Origin of the sequence: Humibacter ginsenosidimutans (assembly GCF_007859675.1) — a bacterium.
Taxonomy (GTDB): domain Bacteria; phylum Actinomycetota; class Actinomycetes; order Actinomycetales; family Microbacteriaceae; genus Humibacter; species Humibacter ginsenosidimutans.
Genome location: NZ_CP042305.1, coordinates 1036675 through 1059111 on the forward strand (window position 1 = coordinate 1036675; position 22437 = coordinate 1059111).

The following is a 22437-nucleotide window of genomic DNA, read 5'->3' on the forward strand; positions in this document are numbered from 1 at the left end:
ATGTCGAACAAGACCAATGACCGAGCGCCCTCAACGGACCTCGTCCCGGTGAAGTTCTCCCGCCTCGCGCGCCGCGGCGTCCTGCTCGGCCTATCCGCTGCTCAGCTCGTCACGCTCGGGATCGCCGCCGTCACCCTGGTCGGCGCGTTCTACGCCGGCGGCGGCGTGCTCATCGCCTACAGCGCCCCGGTGTGGCTGCTGGCGATCGCGCTCACCTGGTTGCCGGTCGTCGGCCGGCCAGCGGTGGAATGGGTACCGATCGTCGGCTGGTGGATCTGGCGCGCCACCGGTGGCCAGTTGCTCTACCGCCGCCGGGTCGTTGCCCCGCGTCCGGCGGGCACCCTCGCGCTGCCAGGCGACCAGGCCCGGTTACGGGAGTACACCGACCCCGAGACCGGGGCCGGGATGATCCACGACCCTGCCGCGGCCACGCTCACCGCGATCATCGAGGTCACCCATCCCGCGTTCGTGCTGCTGGACCCGGGCGAGCAGAATCGGCGGGTCTCGGCGTGGGGCCGGGTCCTGGCAACGGTGTGTCGTTCCGGGAGGATCGCCACCCTGCAAGTGCTGGAGCGGACTCTGCCGGATTCCGGCACCGGTCTGGCCGAGTGGTGGCACAGCCACGGCACCGACGACGGATCGTGGACGGCGACCACCTACGCCGAGCTCATCGACCGTGCCGGCCCCGCGGGGGAACGCCACACCACCACGGTGTCGCTGGCGCTGGACATGAAGGCCGCGGGCCGGCAGATCCGCACCGCGGGCGGCGGCATCCGAGGCGCCGCAGCCGTGCTGCGGCAGGAGATGGCCACTCTCACAACCGCGTTACGATCGGCGGACCTCACTCCGTCTGGGTGGCTGCCGCCCGGCGACGTCGCCGTCATCCTCCGGTCTGCGTACGACCCGGCAATCGCCGCCACCCTGCACCGCCACGGCGACCTTGGCCGCGACCTCGCCACGGCCGGACCGGTCGCGGTCACCGAGACCTGGGGCAGGTTGCGCACCGACTCCGCCCACCACGCCGTCCTCTGGATCTCCGAATGGCCCCGATCCTTGGTCTATCCCGGATTCCTCGCACCCGTGCTGCTGTCCACCGGCATCCAACGGTCGTTCTCGCTCCTCTGCACGCCGATGCGCTCCGACCAGGCCGCCCGCGACATCCGCAAGAAGAAGGTCGAATACATCAGCGATGCCGCGCAACGGGCGAAGATCGGGCAGATCGAGGACGCCGCCCAGACCGCGGAATACACCGACGTGCTCCAGCAAGAAGCCGACCTGACCGCCGGACACGGTGTGCTCCGCTACACCGGCCTCATCGCCGTCTCCGCACCTACCGTGCTGGAGCTCGACTCGGCCGTCGCGGCGATCGCGCAGGCCGCGATTCAAGCCTCATGCGAGACCCGACCCCTCGTCGGACAGCAAGCCCGCGCATTCACGGCCGCAGCTCTGCCCTTGTGCCGCCGCATCTGATGCCGGTTGACCGCGCCTTTCGGGCGGCCGTGAGTACCTGACAGGCGCTCCCGTAATCGATCGGGAGCGCCTGTTCTCGCCTGGGAGGCCACCCCGATGCCTACATTCACCGATCCCCGCACGGATGCCGCCGAGGCATCCGAAGCCTTGCGCGGCCTCGCCCATGCCAGCCGCACCTTCGATGACCCGGCCGACACCTACCAGGTGATCGGCGACCTGACCGCCGCCACCCGATCCTTGCCGCAGATTCTCGATCAACTCGCCACCGCGCACCTGACGAATCAGCATCGTGCACGGGACGACGCCGGGGACTCGATCGCCGGCGGCCTCGCCGTCGTGAGGACAGCGGAGGCGCTACGGCATGCCAGCGCGCTCGTCGATGAGGCGAGCGACGCCTTGGATAAGGCGCATCAGCAGTCCGGGCGCATCGCTTGGCACACCGGCCCCGCCACGGAGCTCATCCCCGAGGACGCGCCGGAGGTAGCACGGCGGTGGGTTGGCGTGGTGTTCCTTCAGGGCGAGGAAGCCGACCGGGTGCTCGATGTGATCGAGCGTGACGGGCCACGGGCCGGTCTCAACCAGCTGACCGGCTACGACTACGGCACCGAAACCACCCAGGCCGCACTGGAGAACGGCGACGTCCACGACCGGCCCCCATCGGCCATGTCGGACAACGCGATCACCGACGGCGACTACGCACTGAACTGGAACTCGTTCTTCGGCCACGTCGCCCTCTACCGGCAGACCGATCTGCCGCACGATCCCGCCCTCGACGAGCCCGCGGTCGTGGCACCGGTGCCAGCAGGCATCTCTGGGATCAGCGCCCACACGCCGACCCGGCCTCATTCTCGACCGATAGAACAACCGACCCGACGGTTGCCGAACGCGTCCTGGTTCGGACGCTCCGCAGACCCTGCTGCTGGCGGTTCCCGAGGGCTGTCGCTGTGACCGGCTCGGAGTCGGAACGGCTGCTGACCGCCGTCCTGGTCGTACCGGCGTCCGAGCGGCGGCGGCTGCGGAAGGAACGCCGTCATGCTGCCGCCCGCCTGGAAGCCGAGCAACGCCATACCGAACGAGCCGCCGCCCAGGCGAAGGCCGAGGCCGACCGGGCAGAACGTCGAGCCACCACCTACTTGGCGCCGGCCGGGGAACCTGGTCCTGCCGCGCTGCGTACTCCGGGCCGATTCCGGTTGCCCCGGCATCAGGACACCTCCGCCACCCTGGCCGGGGTATTTCCGTTCCTCGCGGAGGCGGGACTCGGAAGTGACGGGGTGTTCATCGGCCAGGACCTCTACTCCGGCGGAAGCTTCGTCTACGACCCGTGGGTGCTCTACGCCCACGGCGTCATCACCGCCCCGAACCTGGTGCTGGCCGGGATCGTAGGAGCGGGCAAGTCCGCTCTCGCCAAGAGCCTCTACGTCCGCTCGATCCCGTTCGGCCGTCGCGTCTACGTGCCCGGCGACCCGAAAGGCGAACACACCGCCGTCGCCCAAGCCGTCGGCGGGAAGGCGATCATCCTCGGCCACGGCCTCACCACCCGCCTCAACCCCCTCGACGAGGGATACCGACCGACCGGGATGCCCGACTCGGAATGGGCGACCACGGTCGCCGCCCGACGCCGTGACCTGATCGGCGCACTGGCAGAGACCGTCCTGGACCGGCCGCTGTCGCCTTTGGAGCACACCGCCATCGACATCGCCCTCACCGGCACCGTCGCCGAAAACGACGTGCCGATCCTGCCGATGATCGTCGACCACATCCTCACCCCCGACCCGGCCGACGACACGGACGGGCGGTTGACCGAGGACGGCAGACTCGTCGGGCATGCGCTGCGCCGCCTGGTCGCCGGTGACCTTGCCGGACTCTTCGATGGACCGTCGACCGTCATCTTCGATCCCTCGCTGCCGATGATCTCCCTGGATCTCTCTCGTGTCACAGAGAACTCCACCCTCATGAGCGTGCTGATGACCTGCTCATCGGCGTGGATGGAATCCGCGTTGCTGGACCCGGCAGGCGGGCAACGCTGGGTCGTCTACGACGAGGCCTGGCGGCTCATGGCCTACCCGGCGTTGCTGAAGAGAATGGATGCACAGTGGAGACTCGCGCGCTTCTACGGCATCGCCAACATGCTCATCTTCCATCGCCTCGGCGATCTCGACAACGTCGGCGACCAAGGCTCCGCGATGCGCTCCCTCGCCTCATCCCTGCTGGCAAATGCTGAGACACGGATAGTCTACAGGCAGGAGGCCGACCAACTCGGAACCACCTCCGCCGCGCTCGGATTGACCGGCACAGAGCAGAAACTGCTGCCCACCCTGGGTGTTGGGCAAGGGCTCTGGCGCATCAAGTCGAGAAGCTTCGTCGTGCAACATCAACTACATCCCAACGAATACGCGCTCTACCAGACTGGTGCCCGCGCCTCGGGGCTGCAATGAGCCTCACCGGACGTGTGCAGGCGTGGGATCTGCCGGTCGTGGAGGCCCTCGACGCGATCGAACAACTGCCTGGCTGGAGCGACGACAGGGTGGAGTGGGCCGGCTTCCGGTTCTTCGGCACCAGTGCGTATGGCCCGATGGAGAAGGCCACGATCTACGCCTACCAGTCCGCCGGGCCCGACGCCGCCCCGGTAACCGGCACGGGGTTCTCAGCGACGGACTCCCAGGACCATCCGCTGGACACTGAGGCGGTGGCACGGCACCTCGAGGCTCCTGCGGTGGGCACAGCGGAAGCGATCGCTCTCCTCGGAGCTGCACTGTCCGCATCGTTGACCGCCTACAACACCGCACACGCCGTGGCCTCGCGCCAAATAGCGCAGATCCGGCGTGCACCAGCCGCGTTCGCTCGACCAGCTGGCGTACAGACGCCTGCGCGGAGTCGGTTCCTCGGCGGCTGACCGAGCGCTTTGACGCATCAGACCAACGAACGTCACGTCAGGTCGCGGCGCGGTGGAGCCGCGTCGACCGGCTCCGCTGGGTACTGCTGGTTCGAAGCCGGTTTCCGGCAGGTCGGCTACGCCAAGGGCGGCCTCTGGACATTCCAGCTCGACCGCGCAACCATCCAGAACCTGACGACGATCGGTAGAACCGACCCAGAACCGTAAAGGCAGCGGCACGTTCAGCGGTAAGGAGCGGCTTGGGGTGAGAACCATCGCCCTGCCGATGTCACGTAGCGCTGGCACGAGTCCGTCGCAGGATGAGCCTCGTGTAGGTCTCGGTGGCGCATCTGTCCACCATGAGCAGACACGACGATCGTCCAGCGACAGCGGTAGTGATGCCGGCCCTGGTCCTCGACGTTCGCGAGGACGGAACCCTGACCGCGACGCTCGATGGAGCTCCGGTGGAACCCGTATCAGGCATGTGGCGGCGGGAATCGGTGCCCAAGATCCTGGACCGGGCCACCCGTTCGCGGACGGTCCCCCTCCGGGTCGAGGTCCATGAAGTGGACGGATCGGTGTTCACCGACATCATCGCTCCGATCCGTCGCCGGCCGCCCGCGCATGCAGCGACAGAGACGGACAAGGCCCTGACAGCGGTCTCGGAATTGATTGAGGTCACCGGGGCCGCGGGGTTCGTTCCGGGCGAGGACGTCGCTGTTGCGCTGATCATCTCCCACAGTGGGGCCGCGCCCGATGGCACCGCCCGCGCTGTGCTCACCCTTGAGCAGGTCGCCGCCTGCGTGATCGGCGAGACGGTGCTGTTCGGCCGCATCTCGGGCACCGCCGTCCTCGTGCGGGTCGACTCGTGAACCCGTCACGGCAGACCAGGCCATTGGGCGAGGAACTGACCAACGCTGCCCTGATCGGCTTGGTCGGCCTGTTCGCGGTCGCGCTCGTCCTGCGTGCGGCCGGATCGGTAGCTGCGCTCCTCTCCGGTTCTCCGCAACCACAGGCGGGGCCGGCTGCCGGACTGGGAGTACTCACCCAGGCCGGCAGTCCGGGCCTCGCGCTGGATGCCCCGGGACTCAACCCAATTGCCTACTGGACCGTCACCGGGGTCCTGCTTGCCGGCCTCGCGACGGGTGGCGTGTGGGCGTTGTTGCTGCTGCGTCGCCGCACTCACGCCGTCGAGGCGGACCCGCACCGACTGGCTGGGACTGCGGCCCGCCACGATGTCGTCACCCACGCGTCCGGGAAGGCGCTGCTCCGCCGCGCTGGGACGCTTCGCGCGTCGGTGCATCATCCGCGGCCGGCCGATGTCGGCTACCTGCTCGGACGCTCCCGTGGAGTGCCGGTGTGGGCAAGCGTGGAGGACTCGATCCTGCTGATCGGCCCACCCCGGTCTGGCAAGGGATTGCATGTGGTGATCAACGCGATCCTGGATGCGCCCGGCGCTGTCGTCACCACCAGCACGCGGCCGGACAATCTCACGGCCACGCTCCGCGCGCGGCAGAGAGACGGGCGGCCGGTGGCGGTGTTCGACCCGCAACATCTGGCAGAAGGCGTCCCGGCCGGGCTCAGGTGGTCGCCGATCCGGGGGTGTGAGGACCCGTTGACGGCGATGATCCGCGCCGCCGGTCTCGCCTCTGCCACCGGTCTGGGCTCCGGTGGGGTGGACTCGGGCGGCTTCTGGGAAGGCAAGACGCGTACTGCGCTACAGGCCTTGCTGCACGCCGCCGCCCTGGACCACCGTCCACCCGCTGAGCTCTTCCGCTGGACGCTTGATCCGGCGGCGGCGTCGGATGCGGTCGCGATCCTCACCAACCACCCGAGCGCTGCTGGTGGGTGGGCAGATTCGTTGGGGTCGATGATCGACTCCGACCCCAGGACCCGCGACAGCATTTGGCAGGGCGTGTCCCTCGCACTCGGTGCTTTGGCCGACCCGCGCGTCCTGGATGCCGTCACTCCCGGTGAGGGAGAGGGCTTCGACCCGGAAGCCTTCCTCACTGAGCGCGGCGCCCTCTACCTGCTCGCCACTGGAGCCGGAGCCGGAGCCAGCGCCGCGCTGGTGGCGGCGTTCGTTGAAGACCTGGTGGAGACCGCCCGCCGTCTCGCCGCCCGCGCCCGCGGCGCCCGGTTGGACCCGCCGCTGTTGTTGGCGTTGGACGAGATCGGCAACCTTGCCCCGCTGCCCAGCCTGCCGACGCTGTTAGCCGAGGGCGGAGGCACCGGCATCAGCGTCCTCCCCGTTCTGCAGTCACTGGCCCAGGCACGTGACAAGTGGACCGAGAACCAGGCTAACGCGATCTGGGACGCCAGCATCGTGAAGATCATCCTGGGCGGCGCCTCCAACAGCCGCGACCTGCAAGATCTCACCACCCTGATCGGGGAACGGGATGAGAACACTGACTCCACCACCATCGGCGAATACGGCTCCCGTTCCTCGCAACGGTCGGTACGTCGGGTACCGATCCTGCCGCCGGACCGGCTCCGCATGTTGCCGTTCGGTGTCGGTGTCGTGCTGCTGCGATCGGCGCCGCCGATCATCACCGACCTGCGCCCCTGGACCGGCCGCAAGGACGCCGCCGGTTTGAAGGCCGATCGGGCCGGCATCGAAGGGCTTCTCCAGGACAAGGCGGACGACCAGGACCGGGCCGATCATGCGGCCTGACCAGATCAGCTCGCGGCAGGTGCGTGCGTGGGGGTGGTGCTGAGTGGTCCGTCGGCGCCGGTCGGTGCCGGCGGACCAGCTCGAGCTGGACCTGTGGGGCCTGGACGAGACCGCCGCCAGCATCACCATCACCACGGCAGCAGACGAGCCCCCACCGCAACCGGCCGCGGTTGCGGACGAGCGGCCCGATCTGGCCCCGACGAACCGACCCCAGGAGGAGGAACACGATGAATCGGTACGGGACCAGGCTCCGTCAGGCGTGGGTGACCAGGGCACCGGAACGCCCGGAGGCATTGACCGATCCGGAGGAGTTCTTCACGGCACTGGGGTTAGAGGTGCAGGGCCAGATCAGCGACCTGGCAGCCCGGTTGGAGGCGGAGCCGGCGGTGTGGGGTCTGGAGACGACGCCCTTTTCGGAGCAGACTTACTTGCAGCAGGTCTCACGCCGGGCAACGGCGATGAGAATGGCGGAGGAGGTCGTGATGAACCAGCAGCTGGCCTGGATTCCCGACCCGTCCCCTGTCCCTGCCGGAGGCGCGGGAGGAGTGGGAGCAGACCCGTCCCTCGGACGAGAACCTCATCCTGTGGGCGGAGCGGATGCAGGATTCCCCGTACCCGGTGCACTCCACGGTGGAGCTGGAAGAGAAGGCTCAGGACTGGACGATCCCGATGTGGTTCCTGGAGGGCTTGATGACCGCTCCGATTCCGCGCCAGTACGCCCAGGAGCACCAGGAAGTGCTGGCAGAGGCCGCGAACGTCCGCTTCCTCAGGCAGGTCCGCTAACCCCTAGCTCGGGCGGGGAGGTTCCGCCGCGGTTCGTGCCGTCCTCGCAAGAGGATCTCGCTCCATCGGGGGCGAAGGCACGGTTTCGGGCGAACGTTGCCGCGATTCGTATCGTCCGCGACGTGGCTGACCACGACCGGCACGCCACCGGTGAGGAGCAACGGGTGCTGGCCCGGTGGTCGTCCTGGGGTGCGATCCCGGACGTGTTCGACGACCACAAACCGGACTGGGACACCGAACGGACCGAACTCCGAGGGCTACTGAGCGAGGCGGAGTGGGACGCGGCGGCCAGGACGACGATCAACGCGCACTACACCGACCCGCTGATCGCCGCCCAGATGTGGCGGGCGATGCGTGCACTCGGGTACACCGCCGGTCAGGTGCTGGAGCCGGGCTCTGGCGCAGGCACGTTCATCGGCCTGGCGCCGGAGACTGCACAGATGACCGGGGTGGAGTTGGACCCGGTGACCGCGGCGATCAGCCACGCCCTGTATCCGCAGGCGGACATCCGTGCCGAGTCGTTCGCCGACACCCGCATGCCCGAGGGGTTCTTCGATGCGGCGATCGGGAACGTGCCGTTCGGGAAGGTGATCCTGCATGATCCGGTGCACAATCCGACCCGCCAGTCGATGCACAACCATTTCCTCCTCAAGAGTCTGCGGCTGACCCGGCCGGGCGGGCTGGTGGTCGCGTTGACCTCGCACTACACGATGGACACGCAGAACCCCGGCGCCCGGCGGGAGATGAACGATCTCGCCGACCTGGTCGGCGCGGTGCGGCTGCCGAACCGAGCACACTCGCGTGCGGCCGGCACCGACGTGATGACCGACCTGCTGATCTTCCGCCGCCGCGAACATGACCGGCCACCAGCCGACAACGAGTGGGAGACCGTCGTACCGATCACGGTCAACGACCGACATGTCAAGATCAACGCCTACTTCGACGCGCACCCCGACCGGATGCTCGGCCAGATCGGCGCCAGCCGGGATATGTACGGCAGCGATCAGCTCACCGTCACCGGCGACCTCCAAAGTCTCGGGGACGACCTTGCCGACGCGATCAATCAGATCACCTTCGCCGCCCGCCGAACCGGACTGGTGATGACCGACCGCACCGCAGAGGAACAGACACGGCGGGCGGCGTTCGTTCCGGCACCATCGGAACGATGGGACGGCAGCATCCTCACCACAGAGAGCGGCGGTTTCGGCACCGTGGACGGCGGCGCAGTCGAGCCACTCGACGTACCGAAGTCCGCTGCCGTCGAACTGCGCGCCCTGCTGGGGCTCCGTGATACAGCGACCCGGCTGCTGGAACTGGAAGCCGCGACCGTGGATGACACCGACGAGATCGTCCAGGCGCGGGACGGGTTGCGCCGTGACTACCAGACGTACCTGGGCCGGTACGGGCCGTTGAACCGGTACACGCTGCGCCGCACCGGTCGCACCAACGAGGCCGGTCAGGAGACTCAGGCCCGGGTCGTGCCGACCCCGATCCGTCTGCTGCGGTCGGACCCGTTCGGGGCTCTGGTGTTGGCGTTGGAGGTCTTCGACGATGCCGAGCAGACCGCGTCCCCGGCGGCGATCATGTCCCGCCGGGTCGTCGCACCTCGCGTGGAGATCCAGGGCGTGGACACCCCGGCGGATGCGATCGCGGTGAGCCTGGACCGCACCGGCCGCATTGACCTGACGCTGATCGCGGACATCCTCGGCATGACCGAGCCCGACGCCCGCCAAGCCCTTACCGGCCTCGTCTACACCGATCCCGGCACTGGCGAGCTGATTCACGCGCCCGCCTACCTCTCCGGTGACGTGCGGGCCAAGCTTGACGCCGCGAAGACCAAGGCGGCCGACCACCGGCAGTTCCAGGCCAATGTCGACGCCCTCACCCAGGTGTTGCCGGAGCCGTTGGGGGTCGAGGAGATCGCCGCCCGGCTCGGCGCGGTGTGGATCAGCGCCGGCGTGCACGAGCAGTTCCTGAACGACCTGCTGCGCACCCACGAGGTGCGGGTGGAGAACCCGCTGCCAGGCATGTGGGAGGTCCGCGGTGGCCGGCAGGGCCTGCTGGCCACCAGCGAATGGGGCACCCCACGGCGGCCCGCCCCGGACATCGCGCAGGCCGTCATGGAACAACGCACCCTCCTGGTCTACGACCAGGTCGAGGATGTCGACGGGCGCACCCGCCAGGTCCTCAACCCGGTCGATACAACGAGCGCCCAGGAGAAAGCCGACCAGCTGCAGGAACGCTTCGTCGAATGGGTCTGGGAGGACCCCGAACGTGCCCGCATCCTCGTCGAGGAGTACAACCGACGGTTCAACTCGATCGTGCTGCGCGACTACACGGGTGCCGGTGAATACCTCACCTTGCCCGGTCTGGCGTCGAACTTCACCCCGCGCCCGCACCAACGCTCCGCTGTTGCCCGGATGATCGCCGAACCCGCCGCCGGCCTCTTCCACGAGGTCGGTGCGGGGAAAACCTCGGAAATGATCATGGGCGTGATGGAGATGCGCCGCATGGGTCTGATCAGCAAACCCGTGCTCGTCGTCCCGAATCACATGTTGGAGCAATTCGGCCGCGAATGGCTCCAGATCTACCCGCGCGCCCGGATTCTCGCTGCCTCGTCCAAGGACCTCACCGCGGACAAGCGCCGTCTGTTCGTCGCCCGCGCCGCCGCCTCCGAGTGGGATGGAGTGCTGATGACGCAGGGCGCGTTCGCGCGCATCCCGCTGCGCCCGGGCACCCAGACTGCGTACATCCAAGCCCAGGTCGAGGAACTGCGCCGCATCCTGCACGAGGCGGAGGGTGAGGATCGGATGAGCGTCAAGCGCATCGAGCGCAAGCTCTTGGTGGCCGAGAACAAGTTGAAGACGCAGACCGACACCACCCGGGATTCGGGGGTGTGTTTCGAGGACGCCGGGTTCGACTACGTGGTCGTGGACGAGATGCACATGTACAAGAACCTCGCCACGGAGTCCAACATCCGCGACGCCGCCATCGACGGCTCCGAGCGGGCCACCGACCTGCACATGAAACTGGAATACCTGCGCTCCCAAGGTCGGGAACGAGTCGTGACTGCAGCGACCGCGACCCCGATCTCCAACAGCGTCACAGAGGCCTTCGTGATGCAGAAGTACCTGCGCCCCGACCTGCTGGAGGCGGCGGGGATCGGGTCGTTCGATGCGTGGGCGGCCACCTTTGGTTCCCAGGTGACCGAGATGGAGATGGCTCCGACCGGGAGCAACACGTTCCGGATGAAGACCCGGTTCGCGAAGTTCTCCAACGTGCCCGAGATGCTGAAACTCTGGTCCATCTTCGCCGACGTGAAGACCGCTGACGACCTTCACCTCCCGATCCCGGAGCTGACCGAGCGCGACGACGGGAAACGGGCGCCCGCCACCGTCGCCATCCAGCCCACCGTCGAACTCGAGCAGTTCATCGAGACCCTCGGGCAGCGGGCCGACAAGGTGGCGTCCAACCAGGTGTCCCCGGACGAGGACAACATGCTCGTGATCTCCACCGACGGACGCAAAGCCGCCCTCGACATCCGCATGATCATTCCCCGAAGTCCCTCGGGACCGACGAAGGTGGATATCGCCGCCGACACCATCTATCGGGTGTGGCAGCAGACCCGCGACAACGAGTACCTGGACACCATCACCGGGCAACCGTCCCCGGTGCGAGGTGCGCTGCAACTCGTGTTCTCCGACATCGGCACCCCGCACCCCGAGCGGTGGAACGCCTACGACGAACTCCGCACCCAGCTCGTCACCCGCGGCATGCCGGCCGAAGCGATCCGGTACATGCACGAAGCCAAAACCGACTCCGATAAGGCCAGGTTGTTCGCCGCCGCCCGCGCCGGACGCATCGCCGTGCTCATTGGGTCGACGGAGAAGATGGGCGTGGGCACGAACGTGCAAGCGCGTGCTGTCGCGCTGTATCACCTGGACTGCCCGTGGCGGCCCAGCGACATCGCACAGCGTGAGGGGCGCATCCTGCGGCAGCTGAACCAAAACGCGGAGGTCGCGATCGTCCGATTCGTCACTGAACGCTCTTTCGACGCCTACATGTGGCAAGGCGTGGAACGCAAAGCGACGTTCATCGCGCAGTTGATGCGCGGCCGGCTCGATACCCGGGAGATCGAGGAGATCGACTCAACCGCGCTGTCCGCCGCCGAGGCCAAAGCCATCTCGTCGGGCAATCCGCTGCTGCTGGAGCACTCCACGATCCAGAACGAGGTCACCCGGCTCCGACGCTTGGAGCGGGCCTGGCACCGCAACCAGTCCATGCTCATCCACACCCGCGACCGCGCGAACGACGACGTCCGCCGCGCTGAAACAGACATCGCCGGGCTGGAAGACGCCCTGCCGCACATCGTCGATACCTCCGGGGATCGGTTCCGCATCACCCTCGGCAGCAAACCGTACGACTCACGGGCCGACGCCGCGCACGCCCTCGCCGGTTGGGCACACACCTCCGACCTGAAATGGGCGCCTCGCTACGCCACCCACGACTACGGCGTCATCGGCACGATCAGCGGATTCGACATCACCGTCAGCACGAGCCCGGCCTTCGGCGGCGACCTCATGGTCCACGTCGGCCTGGCCGGGGTGCCGCGCAGCGGCTTCGTCCTGGACCGAGAGACGTTCCTGGGCAGCGGGGTCGGTCTGATCCAACGCATCGAGAACCGGCTCACCGGCATCCCTGCTCTCCTCGACCACGCCCGCACCGACCTGATCACCGCCCAGGAAGCCGCCGCCGACGCCAGCGAGCGAGTCGGGCAGCCCTTCCGGCACGCCCAAGCGCTCACTGACGCCGAAGAAGACCTCGCCGACGTCGAGACCCGGCTGGCGGCCATGCAACACGACACCGAGACCCCGACCGGCGGATCGCGCCACGCCTCGACAGCCCCACGACCCGAGAGAGACGCGGACGGGGTGAATGTGGAGGCGGTGCGCGCCCACCGGCCCGCTCTCGGCGTCCGTTCCGATTCCGCACGCACACCGACCCCAGCCATCGCTGAGGCCACCCGTCCGACCGTGCGAGATGCGCCCGCCCGCGGACTCTGAACCCGCCGCCCGACGGAAGCACTCAGCTCAGAACGCCGGCAAATCTGCTGTGGGGCCGACCGCTCACTTCCCTGCTACAGGCCACACCGCCACCCGGGCGGCGGCTCATCGCAGAAAGGCAGGAGGACGACTCATGCCCATCCACACCAAAGAGTCCGCCAGCGGATTCATCGCCTCCGATCCGCAGCTGACCTACAGCGAGGGAGGCGTTGCCCGCTTCTACGCCCGATTCGGTCAGAGACACCACCGGCGTGAGGAGGACGGAACGTTCACCGAGCTCGAGCCGTCGTTCCACAACATGGTGCTGTTCCGCAAGAGCGCCGAACGGGCCTACGAGCAGTTCGTCAAGAACGACTCGTTCGTCGCCGAGGGCTACACCCGCACCTACACCTATGAGAAAGACGGCCGACAGCTCGGCGGTGAGGAGTTCATCGCCACCACCATCGGCCACGACACCGCCCGCAGCCACTACACCGTCAACCGCGCGCCCCGACCGGACCAGACCATCGAGCAGGACGGCCCCACCGTCGACCGGGCGCCAGCATTCTCCGCACCCGACCGGCCGGCCGCCACGCCCGGCGTAGCCGCGATCGCGCTCTGACCGCAAGCACACGATCATGAGCGAACACGACGGCAACGGCCTCCGGCCCAACAACGACAAGCCCGACGGCGAGGACCCCGACACCGGTGACGGGTTCATTCCCGAACCCGACGAACCCGACCTCGACGAGGACGAGATGATGGAGGGGCCGGGGCCCGCGCTGCCCGAGCCGCCGCACCCGATCAACTGGAATCTGCTGACCGCCGACGAGGCCGAGGGTGCCTGGCTGGAACTGAACCAATGGGTCAACTGGCTGCGCCACACCTACGGGCTCCCGCCCGCGGTGGTCCCACCGTTCTGGTACCGGCATCCCGAACTGCTCTGGGAACTCTCCGCCCTGCACACCCACTGGCTGTGCGCCTACGACCCGGAGCAGAACGGGTCCGCGCCGATCGGCTGGCACCGGGACTTCGCCGACGCACGCGGGCGGCTCCGCGACTGGGTCGCCGCCTGCGGCACCCGCCTGGAGACGGATCGGCCCACCCGGCAGACCTGCTGGCCCGGCGAAGGCCCAGCCCCCGCGGTCGACGACGTGCGCATCCCGGACCGCGACGTCGACTTCGTGCACTTCATCAACGCCGATGTCGCCCGCCGCCGCCGCGTCCAGGACGAGGTCTATGCAGCCCTGGCCGCTGACGCCGCGACCACTCCGCGACCGAGCGACGACTGAAAACGAGGGACCCGATGCCTGTGGCACGGTACCGGCCGGACCAGTTCGTCGCGTCGGGGTGGGACTCCGGCACTCCAGACCGCAAGGCCCGGTTCGTCAACGCGCTGCTCCGGTTCATCGCCGACGGCGACCCGCGCGAGCACTTCACCCGCACCCTCTACATGGGGTTGTCGAACCACGGGTATTTCGGGTTCATCGCGCACTACGACATCCACGGCTTCTACGGCGAGAAGTTCTCCACTCCGGCCCGGCAAGCGGAGTTTCTGCGCGACCTCACGCGCAGCTGCCGTCACGACGCCCGCCTGGACCGGCCCGACCTGTGGACCGACGTCAAACAGATCCTGCTCCGACACCTGCACGACGGAACCCTCGACGACAAGCGGCCGGTACGGCGACGACAACCGTTCGTCACTGCCACCCCAGCCGGTATCGGGGCACGGCGCCGGGGCGACGCGCCCACCCTGTTCCAAACTCGAGGCCGCCGTGATGGGCTTCACCGGGGACTCGGCACCGGCTCCTCGGCGACGGACTCGGTCCGAACCCGGTGGCGGGCGATCGCTTCGCGGATGCGGGCGCGGGCCAGCATGATCAGGCTGATCGGGCCCATCACCACGAACTTCCCGGCATCCCACAACGCCCACAGGATCACGAAGTTCAGCCAGCCCGGCCGCCAGCCTGCAACCACTGGGTGCAGAGGTACATGACCCCGAAGAACGGGACCGACAACAGCATCGCCGGGACACCCCACCGCAGGCCCCTGCGAGTGCGGATCGCGTCCAGCACGAGATTCGTCGGCGTCCACCTCAGAAGCGCGTGGACATAAACGCTGACGATCCAAATCAGAGACAACATGAGCTCAGCCCTCCCGACCGCGACCGAGGACGTCACGCGGGAGAGGACTACCCCGGGTCGGATCCCGGGCTCGTCAACCACCACCCGAAAGTGATGGCGTAGCTGAATTTGTATCGCCTGCCACCACTCAAGCTACGCCGGATCACCGACAACGGGAAGAACCCAACGTCCAGTTCGCGGCAGCGGGGGTGCACCTGACCTCGAAACGGGAAGGGGCTCCGGACAATGGTGATGCTGGCCGAGCAGCTCAAGGGTGAGCGGGCGGCGCGGATCGCGCTGTCCGTCATCGCCGAGCCGGACGATGCGGTGACCGGGCGGGTGCTGGCCAGGGTCGGCGGGGTCGAGACGCTCCGGCTGATCGAATCGACGGGCGCGGTGCCCGGTCTGGACCGGCCCGAAGCGATGCTGTGGCGTGAACGCCTAGCCGCACAAATCAAGCCTGAGCCGCCCAGAATGCTTGACCAGGCGCAACAGGCCGGATTCGGCACTCTCATCCCCACCGACCGGGAATGGCCTACCGGCCTGAACGATCTACGCGAGCGCAGCCCCTACGTATTGTGGACTCGTGGCGATGGCTCACTGCTGACGACACCGCTGAACGCGTAGCGATCACCGGCGCACGCGCCTCTACCGGGTACGGGGAACACGTCGCGACGGAACTGGCCGTGAATCTTGCCGACGACCACAGAGTCATCGTCGTCGGCGGCGCCTACGGTATCGAAGCCGCCGCACACCGCGGCGCACTCGTGCGCGGTGGCCGCACGATCGCGATACTGGCCGGCGGATTGGACCGCCCCTACCCTGCCGGACACCACGACCTACTGGAACGTATCGCCGACACCGGACTGCTGGCCAGCGAGTTGCCGCCCGGCGCCGCACCGACCCGGGAAGGTTCATCGCCCGCGCGCGTCTACTGGCCGCCGTCTCCGGGGCGACGGTGATCGTGGAGGCCGGTGCCCGCTCCGGTTCGCTCCGCACCGCACACGAGGCAAACTCCCTGGGACGTGGGGTAGCTGCAATACCAGGGCTGGTAACCAGCATAACGAGCGTAGGCCCGCACGAACTCATCAAACGCAGACAGGCCGTCATCGCCACCGAAACCAGCGACATCACCATGCTTCTGGAGACCGGGCAGCCGGCGACGAAGCGCGTCATCCGATCCGAACTGGGATCCGAAATCGTGGACCGGCGCCCGCCATCACTGGATGGACCGAACCTTTCCCTCTGACCGCTATATCTCTGCTCGTTGCGTTTCGGCCGTCTTGCTCCTGTGTGGCATTCTGTCAGGCATGATGCCGAGGGTGACGCTGAAACCCGGGCGGCGCGCTTCGATGTGGCTGCCGTACCGGGACGATCCTGGAGCGAACTTTCGATGGCTGAAGGGCGTCTGCGGAGAGCGCACGCGCCCCGAGTACAACCGACAGACGAAGGAATTCGAAGTTGCGCGGGAGCACACGCAGCTCGTCATCGACGCGCTGGTCGTCGAGTATCGGCGGGTGCATGTTGTCCAGTACGGCCATGCTCGAACTACCTGTGTCGAGGCTTGCTGGAATGCAAGGCTCTCGACGATAGCGGACTGCGTTTGCGGATGTGCAGGCGCGAATCATGGCAGCGGCAAACCGTTTGGGCGAGAGGTTCAAGCCGGGCTCTCGGTTGCCAACGAGCTCACCTGCGCTGAATTCATCGTGACGCGGAAGGGCTGGGAGCTCCGCAAGCGGTTCTGATGCTGCAGGCTGCGCTCCCGTCCCGGCCGCCCTCGGGCAATCAGCTTGCCGATGTGTCAATCGAGCAACTCCACGAAGGCCGCGTCCATGATCTCAGCAGTGATCGGGTCGACTTGTTCTGCGCTGACGACATAGCTTGCGCGGGTGATTTGTTCGTTGGCGTGCCCGAGCAGCCGGGAGGCGAGGGTGATTCCGGCAGCCGCCTCAACGATCGTCGCAGTCGAGCGGCGGAAGATGTGCGTGGAAAACTCGTCCACGTCGATGCCCGCAACGCGCAACGCGGCTTCGTTGTCGTCAACGAAGCCGCGAAGTAGTCGCTCGAAGTTACTCACCGTCATCGGCTTACCTGCCTTCGTCGCGAATAAGGGCGCCTCCGGTTCCCTATCTGTGACGGTGAGCTGGCTACGCACGGCGGCGGCGGCAAAGCTTGGCAGGGCGATACGACGCCTCTGCCTGGTGCGCTTCGGTGCGTTCTTTCGGCGGTTGCCCTCCTTTCTGCTCTGCTGCATGGTCGCGTTCACCAGAGCCGTGGGAGGGTCAGAGGTGACGTCGACGTCGCACCGTCGGAGAGCGAGCACCTCGCCGACACGGGCGCTGGTGCCGACCATGATCCACATCCCGTTCTCTAGCGCTTGCACGTTCGGGCGAGGCCCGTATCCGGTGTCGGTGCGCCATGTCCGGATGAGCCGCTGTACGAGGATCAGCTGCGTAGGGCTGAGCACGGAGGTCTTCTTCTCCGGTAGGGGGAGACGTCGAGCGTCGCGCACCGGGTTGAAGGTGAGGATCTCGTACTCGATCCCGGTCTGGCACACCTGCGAGAACACGGACCGTGCCTTGCGAGCGGCGGCCAGCGAGTAGTTTTCACGGATGTCAGCGAGGATGCGGTTGCAGCGACGGACGCTGAAGTCGCGGAGCATGAGATCCCCGCAGACCGGCACGATCACATTCCGAATGGACTGCTCGTAGGCCTCCATCGTGGTCGGCTCGACGGTCGCGGAGCGTTCCTTGTCGTAGAGGAACACCCGCCCGACCTCAGAGATGGTGGCCTCTTTACTCAGGGATGGTCCGCCCGTGTCGTTGCGGATCGCGTCCGCCTTCGCGCGAAGCTGCTGAATGGCGGCATCCTGGGTGTCGCCGCTGGCCTTGAGCCGCTGCAACTCTCCGAGCTCGTCGCACATCCGGGAGCGGGCCTGGAAACGGCCACTGGGTAACTGGAGGACCTTGATCGTGCCGAGTTCGCCGGCGCGCAGCTTCGACCTAGCCATCGGAGTCCAGCTCCTCGAACCAGGCCAGCACCTCGCGGCGCAAGTACCGGACATGCCGCCCTACCCGTCGCCACGGCGGTCCACTGCGCGTGCGCCGCCACTCTTCGATGGTCCGGGGTGGGATGTGAAGGAGATCGGCGACCTGCTCGGGCGTCATGATCTCGGTGCTGAGATCGTTCATACCGAACAGGTGCGACCAGCCTGCACGCAGCAGCTGTGGCCAGTACGGGCCGAGCCGTAGCAGCACGGGATGGTGCCAACCGAAGGCTCGCTGAGCGGGCAAAAAGGCACCCAAAAAAGCACTCTGTGCAAGAGGAGACCGGTTCGTCAACACGGGAAGCTCTGCTTTCCCGCGGAATTCCGGCCGTCACTGCTGGGGTACCTGGACTCGAACCAAGAACAACTGAACCAGAATCAGCCGTGTTGCCAATTACACCATACCCCACCGGCGTATTGCCGATGCCCGGAGGCTTTCCACCGGGACTGTGTCGCACCAGGCGGCACGAGTAGCCACTTTACCGTACGGGTGGGCCGGCATCCAAAACGGGCGGCGGCCCCGGGTGCGCCGCGGCGCGCGGCACCTGCCGAGCTCGCGCGCGTCGCTGACGTGCTGAAAATCGGAATTACGACGATTGCCACGGCGTGCCGAGCGTCGCACACGGCACGGCGCGACGAACTTCCGATTTTTCGGCACGCGCGACAGTTACGCCGCGACGCGCGCGGCGAGCCGCCGCAGACGCGCCAGCGTCTCCGCCTTGCCCAGGATCTCCATGCTCTCGAACAGCGGCGGCGACACGCGCCGCCCACTCACGGCCACGCGCAGCGGGCCGAACGCCACCCGCGGTTTCAGCCCGAGCACCTCGATCAGGGCGGCTCTCAGGGTCGCCTCGATCCCCTCGTGCGTGAACAGGTGCTCGCCGAGCCGCTCCAGTGCCGTGATCGACGACTCCAGCACTTCGGCACTGTTGTCCGGCATACCGGACAGCGCGTCGTCTTCGTAGACCAGGCTCACGGCATCCGTGAAGAGGAATCCGAGCATGCCGGGGGTCTCCCCCAGCAGCTGCACGCGCTCCTGCACAAGCGGGGCCGCGGCATCCAGTGTCGCCCGCTGTTGGTCGGTGAGGGGCTCGGTGAGGACGCCCGCCTGCACCAGATACGGCACCGTGCGCTGCGCGAAGTCTGCGGTCTCGAGCAACCGGATGTGGTCCCCGTTGATCGACTCGGCCTTCTTCTGGTCGAAGCGCGCCGGGTTGGGGTTCACATCTTCGACGTCGAACTTCTGCACCATCTCATCGAGGGAGAAGACGTCGCGGTCGGCGGAGTATCCCCAGCCGAGCAGCGCGAGGTAGTTGTCGAGTCCTTCTGGGATGAACCCGCGGTCGCGGTGGTGGAACAGGTTGGACTGCGGGTCGCGCTTCGACAGCTTCTTGTTGCCGTCGCCGAGCACCGACGGAAGGTGGCCGAACCGCGGCACGAAGTCGGTCAGTCCGACGTCGATCAGCGCGCGATACAACGCGATCTGGCGGGCCGTGGACGGCAGCAGGTCCTCGCCGCGCAGCACGTGCGTCACGCCCATCAAGGCGTCGTCAACGGGGTTGACGAACGTGTAGAGCGGCTTGCCGTTGGGCCGCACCACCACGAAGTCGGGGAACGATCCGGCCGGGAAGGTGATCTCGCCGCGCACCAGATCGACGAAGCCGAGGCTCTCGTCGGGCACGCGAAGCCGCAGCGCGGGCTCGCGGCCCTCGGCGCGGAACGCCTCGCGCTGCTCGTCGGTCAGGTCGCGGTCGGCGTTGTCGTAGCCGTGCTCCTTCGGTCGGCCGGCCGCCACATTGCGCGCCTCGATCTCCTCCGGCGTCGAGTAGCTCTCGTACACGAGACCGGAGTCGATCAACCGGTCGAGCACCGCCGCGTAGATCTCACTGCGCTGCGACTGCCGGTACGGGCCGTGCGGGCCGCCCACGTCGACGCCCTCGTCCCAGTTGAGGTTCAGCCAGCGCAGGGCATCCAGTATCTGCTCGTAGCTCTCTTCGGAGTCGCGCGCGGCGTCGGTGTCCTCGATGCGGAAGATGAGCTTTCCGCCGGTGTGCCGGGCGTACGCCCAGTTGAAAAGCGCCGTGCGGATGAGGCCGACGTGCGGCGTTCCGGTCGGCGACGGGCAGAAGCGCACGCGCACGTCGGAGCCGGTCGCGGTGCTGAACGGGTACGCGGAGGAGGTGTCAGACATCGGGCTCAAGTCTACGGGCGGGTGGGGTCCCTTCGACTCGCCGTCGTTGCTCAGGGAGCGGGTGTGCGTGTCGGTGTCAGCCCCCACGCAGCGCCGTCGAGGGCGAGGATGCTCCGCGCGGTCGCCGCGATCGCCGGCACGTCGAGCGCACCCTGCGCCGACACCAGGTGGATCGTGCGCCGATCGCGGTTCGCCGTCGGCCTGATCACCACCTCGGGCGGAAGCTGCGCGGACGCAAGCGTGAGTGCAGGAAGCAGCGCGACGCCGAGTCCCGCCGCCACCATGCCGAGCACCGCCGTGAAGTTGTCGGTCTCATACGCGATGCCCGGCTGGAAGTCGCTGGCCTGCGCGAGCTGCAACAGGTGTCCGCGGCAGCGGGGACACCCGGCGATCCACTGCTCGTCGGCCAGCTCGCCCAGCCGAACGGCGCGGTGGCGGGCGACGGGATGCCCCTTCGGCACTGCGATCATCATCTCGTCGTGCCAGAGCGGCTGCACGTGCAGGCCGCGGGCGCTCTCGCCGTGCGGGTCGTCGGCGTCACCCGGGTAGCTGAACGTGATGGCGAGGTCGGCGCGGGCGTCGCGCACGGCATCCACCGCTTCGGGGGGTTCCGCTTCCAGATAGCTGACCCCGATGCCGGCGTGCGTCTGCGCGAGCTGCTGCAGCACGCGCGGCACGACGGTCGACGACGCCGTGGGGAATGCCGCGAGTCGCACGCGGCCGGAGCGCAGGCCGGCGAGTTCCGCGAGTTCGCCTGCCGCGGCATCCAGAGCCGTCGTGACGGTGCGGGCGTGCCTCGCCAACACGAGCCCGGCCTCGGTGAGCCGCACCCCTCGCCCCGATCGCGCGACGAGCGGCATGCCGAGCCTGACCTCGGCGCGGCGCAGGTGCTGGCTGATGGCCGGCTGGCTGTAGCCGAGCGACTCGGCGGCCGCCGTGATCGAACCGTGCTCCACGAGCGCCCGCACGATGCGCAGCGTATGGGCGTCGAGCTCGACGTCGAGCGACGGGTCGGACTGCAGGGTCATGCCAGCGATCATAACCTGACGTTATGTGTTCGATAGGATGCCTGTCCTTGTCGAATACGAACGGCTCTCGCACCCTGGAAGGGTGAACTCCGCGCCGACTCCCCATACCGTCTCGCCCATCGCCGACGGCGCCACCGTGCGCACGCGAGGCGGCGCGAACCCGGCATTGGCACGCATCGTCTCGGAATTCGAGGGCGCCGGATCCGGCTACCTGGCGGCGTGCACGGGAGGGCTTCCTCCGTCGAGCGCCGTGCTGGCCGCGCAGGACGACCTGGCGCTGTGGCGGTCAGGAGCCGCCACTCCCCTGCACTACGACGCGGCCGTGACGCGCGTGCGTTCGGCGTTCGCCCGCATCGCCGGAGTCGATCCCGCTCGCGTCGCGATCGGCTCGCAGACCTCCGCGTTCGTCGCCATGATCGCGGCGAGTGTGCCCGATGGTGCGGAGGTGCTCTGCGTCGACGGCGACTTCAGCTCCGTCGTCTTCCCGTTCCTGCAGCACGAACGTCGCGGGGTCCGAGTGCGGCACGTGCCGCTCGCGGCGCTGCCCGACGCGGTCTCCGACGAGACCTGGCTGGTGGCGTACTCGCTCGTGCAGTCGGCGACCGGCGAGGTCGCCGATGCTCGCAGCATCCGCGCCGCCGCCGACCGCGCCGGCGCTCGCGTGCTCTGCGACGCGACGCAGGCGGCCGGCTGGCTGCCCCTCGAATCATGGACCGCCGACGCCATCGTCTGCCACACCTACAAGTGGCTCTGCGCGCCGCGCGGCGTCTGCCTGCTCGCGGTCGACGAGGACTTCGCGCGCGAACTCATTCCGGTGCAGGCCGGATGGTACGCGGGAGACGACCCGTGGGCATCGTGCTACGGCCCGAGCGCGCCGCTGGCCACCGACGCCAGGCGGTTCGACGTCTCCCCCGCGTGGCAGGCCATGGCAGGGGCGGCACCCGCGCTCGAGCTGTTCGCCGAGACGGACATCCATGCCGTCTTCAAGCACGACGTCACGCTGGCCGACGCCCTCTCCGAAGCGGTCGGCACCGACGCCAGGGGAAGCGCGATCGTCACCTGGCACGATCCGGACCGTGAGGATCTGGCGAGGATGACAGCGGCCGGCATCGTCGCATCGGGTCGCGCGGGGCGCGCCAGGGTCGCGTTCCACGTGTGGAACGACGAGTCCGACCTCGACCGGGTGCTGCGAGCCTTGGCACGCTGAC

Annotated in this window: 18 protein-coding genes, 1 tRNA gene and 1 pseudogene; 15 read left to right on the top strand and 5 right to left on the bottom strand. The window is 68.1% G+C overall.

Translation table 11 applies throughout. The features are described from left to right. The 14 genes and pseudogenes from FPZ11_RS04930 (at nucleotide 1) to FPZ11_RS04995 (ending at nucleotide 16709) form a co-directional block, all read left to right on the top strand. Nucleotides 1-1470, top strand: a complete 1470-nt coding sequence (locus tag FPZ11_RS04930; protein ID WP_146318875.1) for a PrgI family protein — start codon at nucleotides 1-3, stop codon at nucleotides 1468-1470. A 96-nt stretch (nucleotides 1471-1566) separates the two neighbouring features. Next, complete coding sequence (locus FPZ11_RS04935; protein ID WP_146318877.1) at nucleotides 1567-2418, top strand: hypothetical protein; 852 nt, start codon at nucleotides 1567-1569, stop codon at nucleotides 2416-2418. Then, on the top strand, nucleotides 2415-3905 hold the full coding sequence (locus FPZ11_RS04940) for a putative type IV secretion/conjugal transfer ATPase (RefSeq protein ID WP_146318879.1): 1491 nt from the start codon (nucleotides 2415-2417) through the stop codon (nucleotides 3903-3905). The genes FPZ11_RS04935 and FPZ11_RS04940 overlap by 4 nt, the downstream gene beginning before the upstream one ends. Further along, nucleotides 3902-4363, top strand: a complete 462-nt coding sequence (locus FPZ11_RS04945) for a hypothetical protein (RefSeq protein ID WP_146318881.1) — start codon at nucleotides 3902-3904, stop codon at nucleotides 4361-4363. Before FPZ11_RS04940 ends, FPZ11_RS04945 begins: the two co-directional genes overlap by 4 nt. 377 nt (nucleotides 4364-4740) lie before the next feature. Beyond that, a complete protein-coding gene (locus FPZ11_RS04950; RefSeq protein ID WP_246846536.1) occupies nucleotides 4741-5214 on the top strand; it encodes a hypothetical protein in 474 nt (157 codons plus the stop codon). 23 nt (nucleotides 5215-5237) lie between these two features. Further along, complete coding sequence (locus FPZ11_RS04955) at nucleotides 5238-7016, top strand: type IV secretory system conjugative DNA transfer family protein (protein ID WP_146318883.1); 1779 nt, start codon at nucleotides 5238-5240, stop codon at nucleotides 7014-7016. Between the two features lie 597 nt (nucleotides 7017-7613). Next, nucleotides 7614-7799 carry a hypothetical protein gene (locus tag FPZ11_RS19710; protein WP_246846537.1) on the top strand — a complete coding sequence of 62 codons (186 nt, stop codon included), beginning with the start codon at nucleotides 7614-7616 and terminating at the stop codon, nucleotides 7797-7799. A gap of 440 nt (nucleotides 7800-8239) precedes the next feature. Beyond that, nucleotides 8240-12862: a helicase-like domain-containing protein gene (locus FPZ11_RS04965; protein WP_246846538.1), complete on the top strand. Its 4623-nt coding sequence runs from the start codon at nucleotides 8240-8242 to the stop codon at nucleotides 12860-12862. 133 nt (nucleotides 12863-12995) lie between these two features. Next, nucleotides 12996-13463 carry a single-stranded DNA-binding protein gene (locus FPZ11_RS04970; protein WP_146318885.1) on the top strand — a complete coding sequence of 156 codons (468 nt, stop codon included), beginning with the start codon at nucleotides 12996-12998 and terminating at the stop codon, nucleotides 13461-13463. A 136-nt stretch (nucleotides 13464-13599) separates the two neighbouring features. Then, on the top strand, nucleotides 13600-14133 hold the full coding sequence (locus FPZ11_RS04975; protein WP_246846645.1) for a hypothetical protein: 534 nt from the start codon (nucleotides 13600-13602) through the stop codon (nucleotides 14131-14133). Between the two features lie 14 nt (nucleotides 14134-14147). Beyond that, entirely contained in the window at nucleotides 14148-14837 is a 690-nt protein-coding gene (locus FPZ11_RS19440) for a hypothetical protein (protein WP_210415956.1), read from the top strand. A gap of 373 nt (nucleotides 14838-15210) precedes the next feature. Then, a complete protein-coding gene (locus tag FPZ11_RS19715; RefSeq protein ID WP_246846539.1) occupies nucleotides 15211-15591 on the top strand; it encodes an LOG family protein in 381 nt (126 codons plus the stop codon). Continuing rightward, nucleotides 15495-16213 (top strand): annotated as a pseudogene (locus tag FPZ11_RS20235) (DNA-processing protein DprA). Before FPZ11_RS19715 ends, FPZ11_RS20235 begins: the two are co-directional and overlap by 97 nt. Nucleotides 16214-16286: 73 nt before the next feature. Further along, the gene (locus tag FPZ11_RS04995) at nucleotides 16287-16709 is read left to right on the top strand and encodes a hypothetical protein (protein ID WP_146318887.1); all 423 of its coding nucleotides are present in this window, start codon (nucleotides 16287-16289) and stop codon (nucleotides 16707-16709) included. Nucleotides 16710-16765: 56 nt separating this feature from the next. On the opposite strand, the gene FPZ11_RS05000 is transcribed toward FPZ11_RS04995, so the two are convergent. The 5 genes from FPZ11_RS05000 to FPZ11_RS05020 all read right to left on the bottom strand — a co-directional run bounded on the left by FPZ11_RS05000 (nucleotide 16766) and on the right by FPZ11_RS05020 (nucleotide 21229). Then, on the bottom strand, nucleotides 16766-17974 hold the full coding sequence (locus FPZ11_RS05000; RefSeq protein WP_146318889.1) for a tyrosine-type recombinase/integrase: 1209 nt from the start codon (nucleotides 17972-17974) through the stop codon (nucleotides 16766-16768). Next, nucleotides 17967-18308, bottom strand: a complete 342-nt coding sequence (locus FPZ11_RS19725) for a helix-turn-helix domain-containing protein (RefSeq protein WP_246846541.1) — start codon at nucleotides 18306-18308, stop codon at nucleotides 17967-17969. Before FPZ11_RS19725 ends, FPZ11_RS05000 begins: the two co-directional genes overlap by 8 nt. Before the next feature lie 39 nt (nucleotides 18309-18347). After that, nucleotides 18348-18419 (bottom strand) — tRNA-Gln (locus FPZ11_RS05010). Nucleotides 18420-18677: 258 nt separating this feature from the next. Continuing rightward, nucleotides 18678-20201: a glutamate--tRNA ligase gene (gene gltX, locus FPZ11_RS05015; RefSeq protein ID WP_146318891.1), complete on the bottom strand. Its 1524-nt coding sequence runs from the start codon at nucleotides 20199-20201 to the stop codon at nucleotides 18678-18680. Nucleotides 20202-20251: 50 nt separating this feature from the next. Next, nucleotides 20252-21229 carry a LysR family transcriptional regulator gene (locus FPZ11_RS05020; RefSeq protein ID WP_146318893.1) on the bottom strand — a complete coding sequence of 326 codons (978 nt, stop codon included), beginning with the start codon at nucleotides 21227-21229 and terminating at the stop codon, nucleotides 20252-20254. Nucleotides 21230-21395: 166 nt separating this feature from the next. On the opposite strand from FPZ11_RS05020, the gene FPZ11_RS05025 reads away from it, so the two are divergent. Next, entirely contained in the window at nucleotides 21396-22436 is a 1041-nt protein-coding gene (locus tag FPZ11_RS05025) for an aminotransferase class V-fold PLP-dependent enzyme (RefSeq protein ID WP_246846646.1), read from the top strand. The last annotated feature ends 1 nt before the right edge of the window (nucleotide 22437 follow it).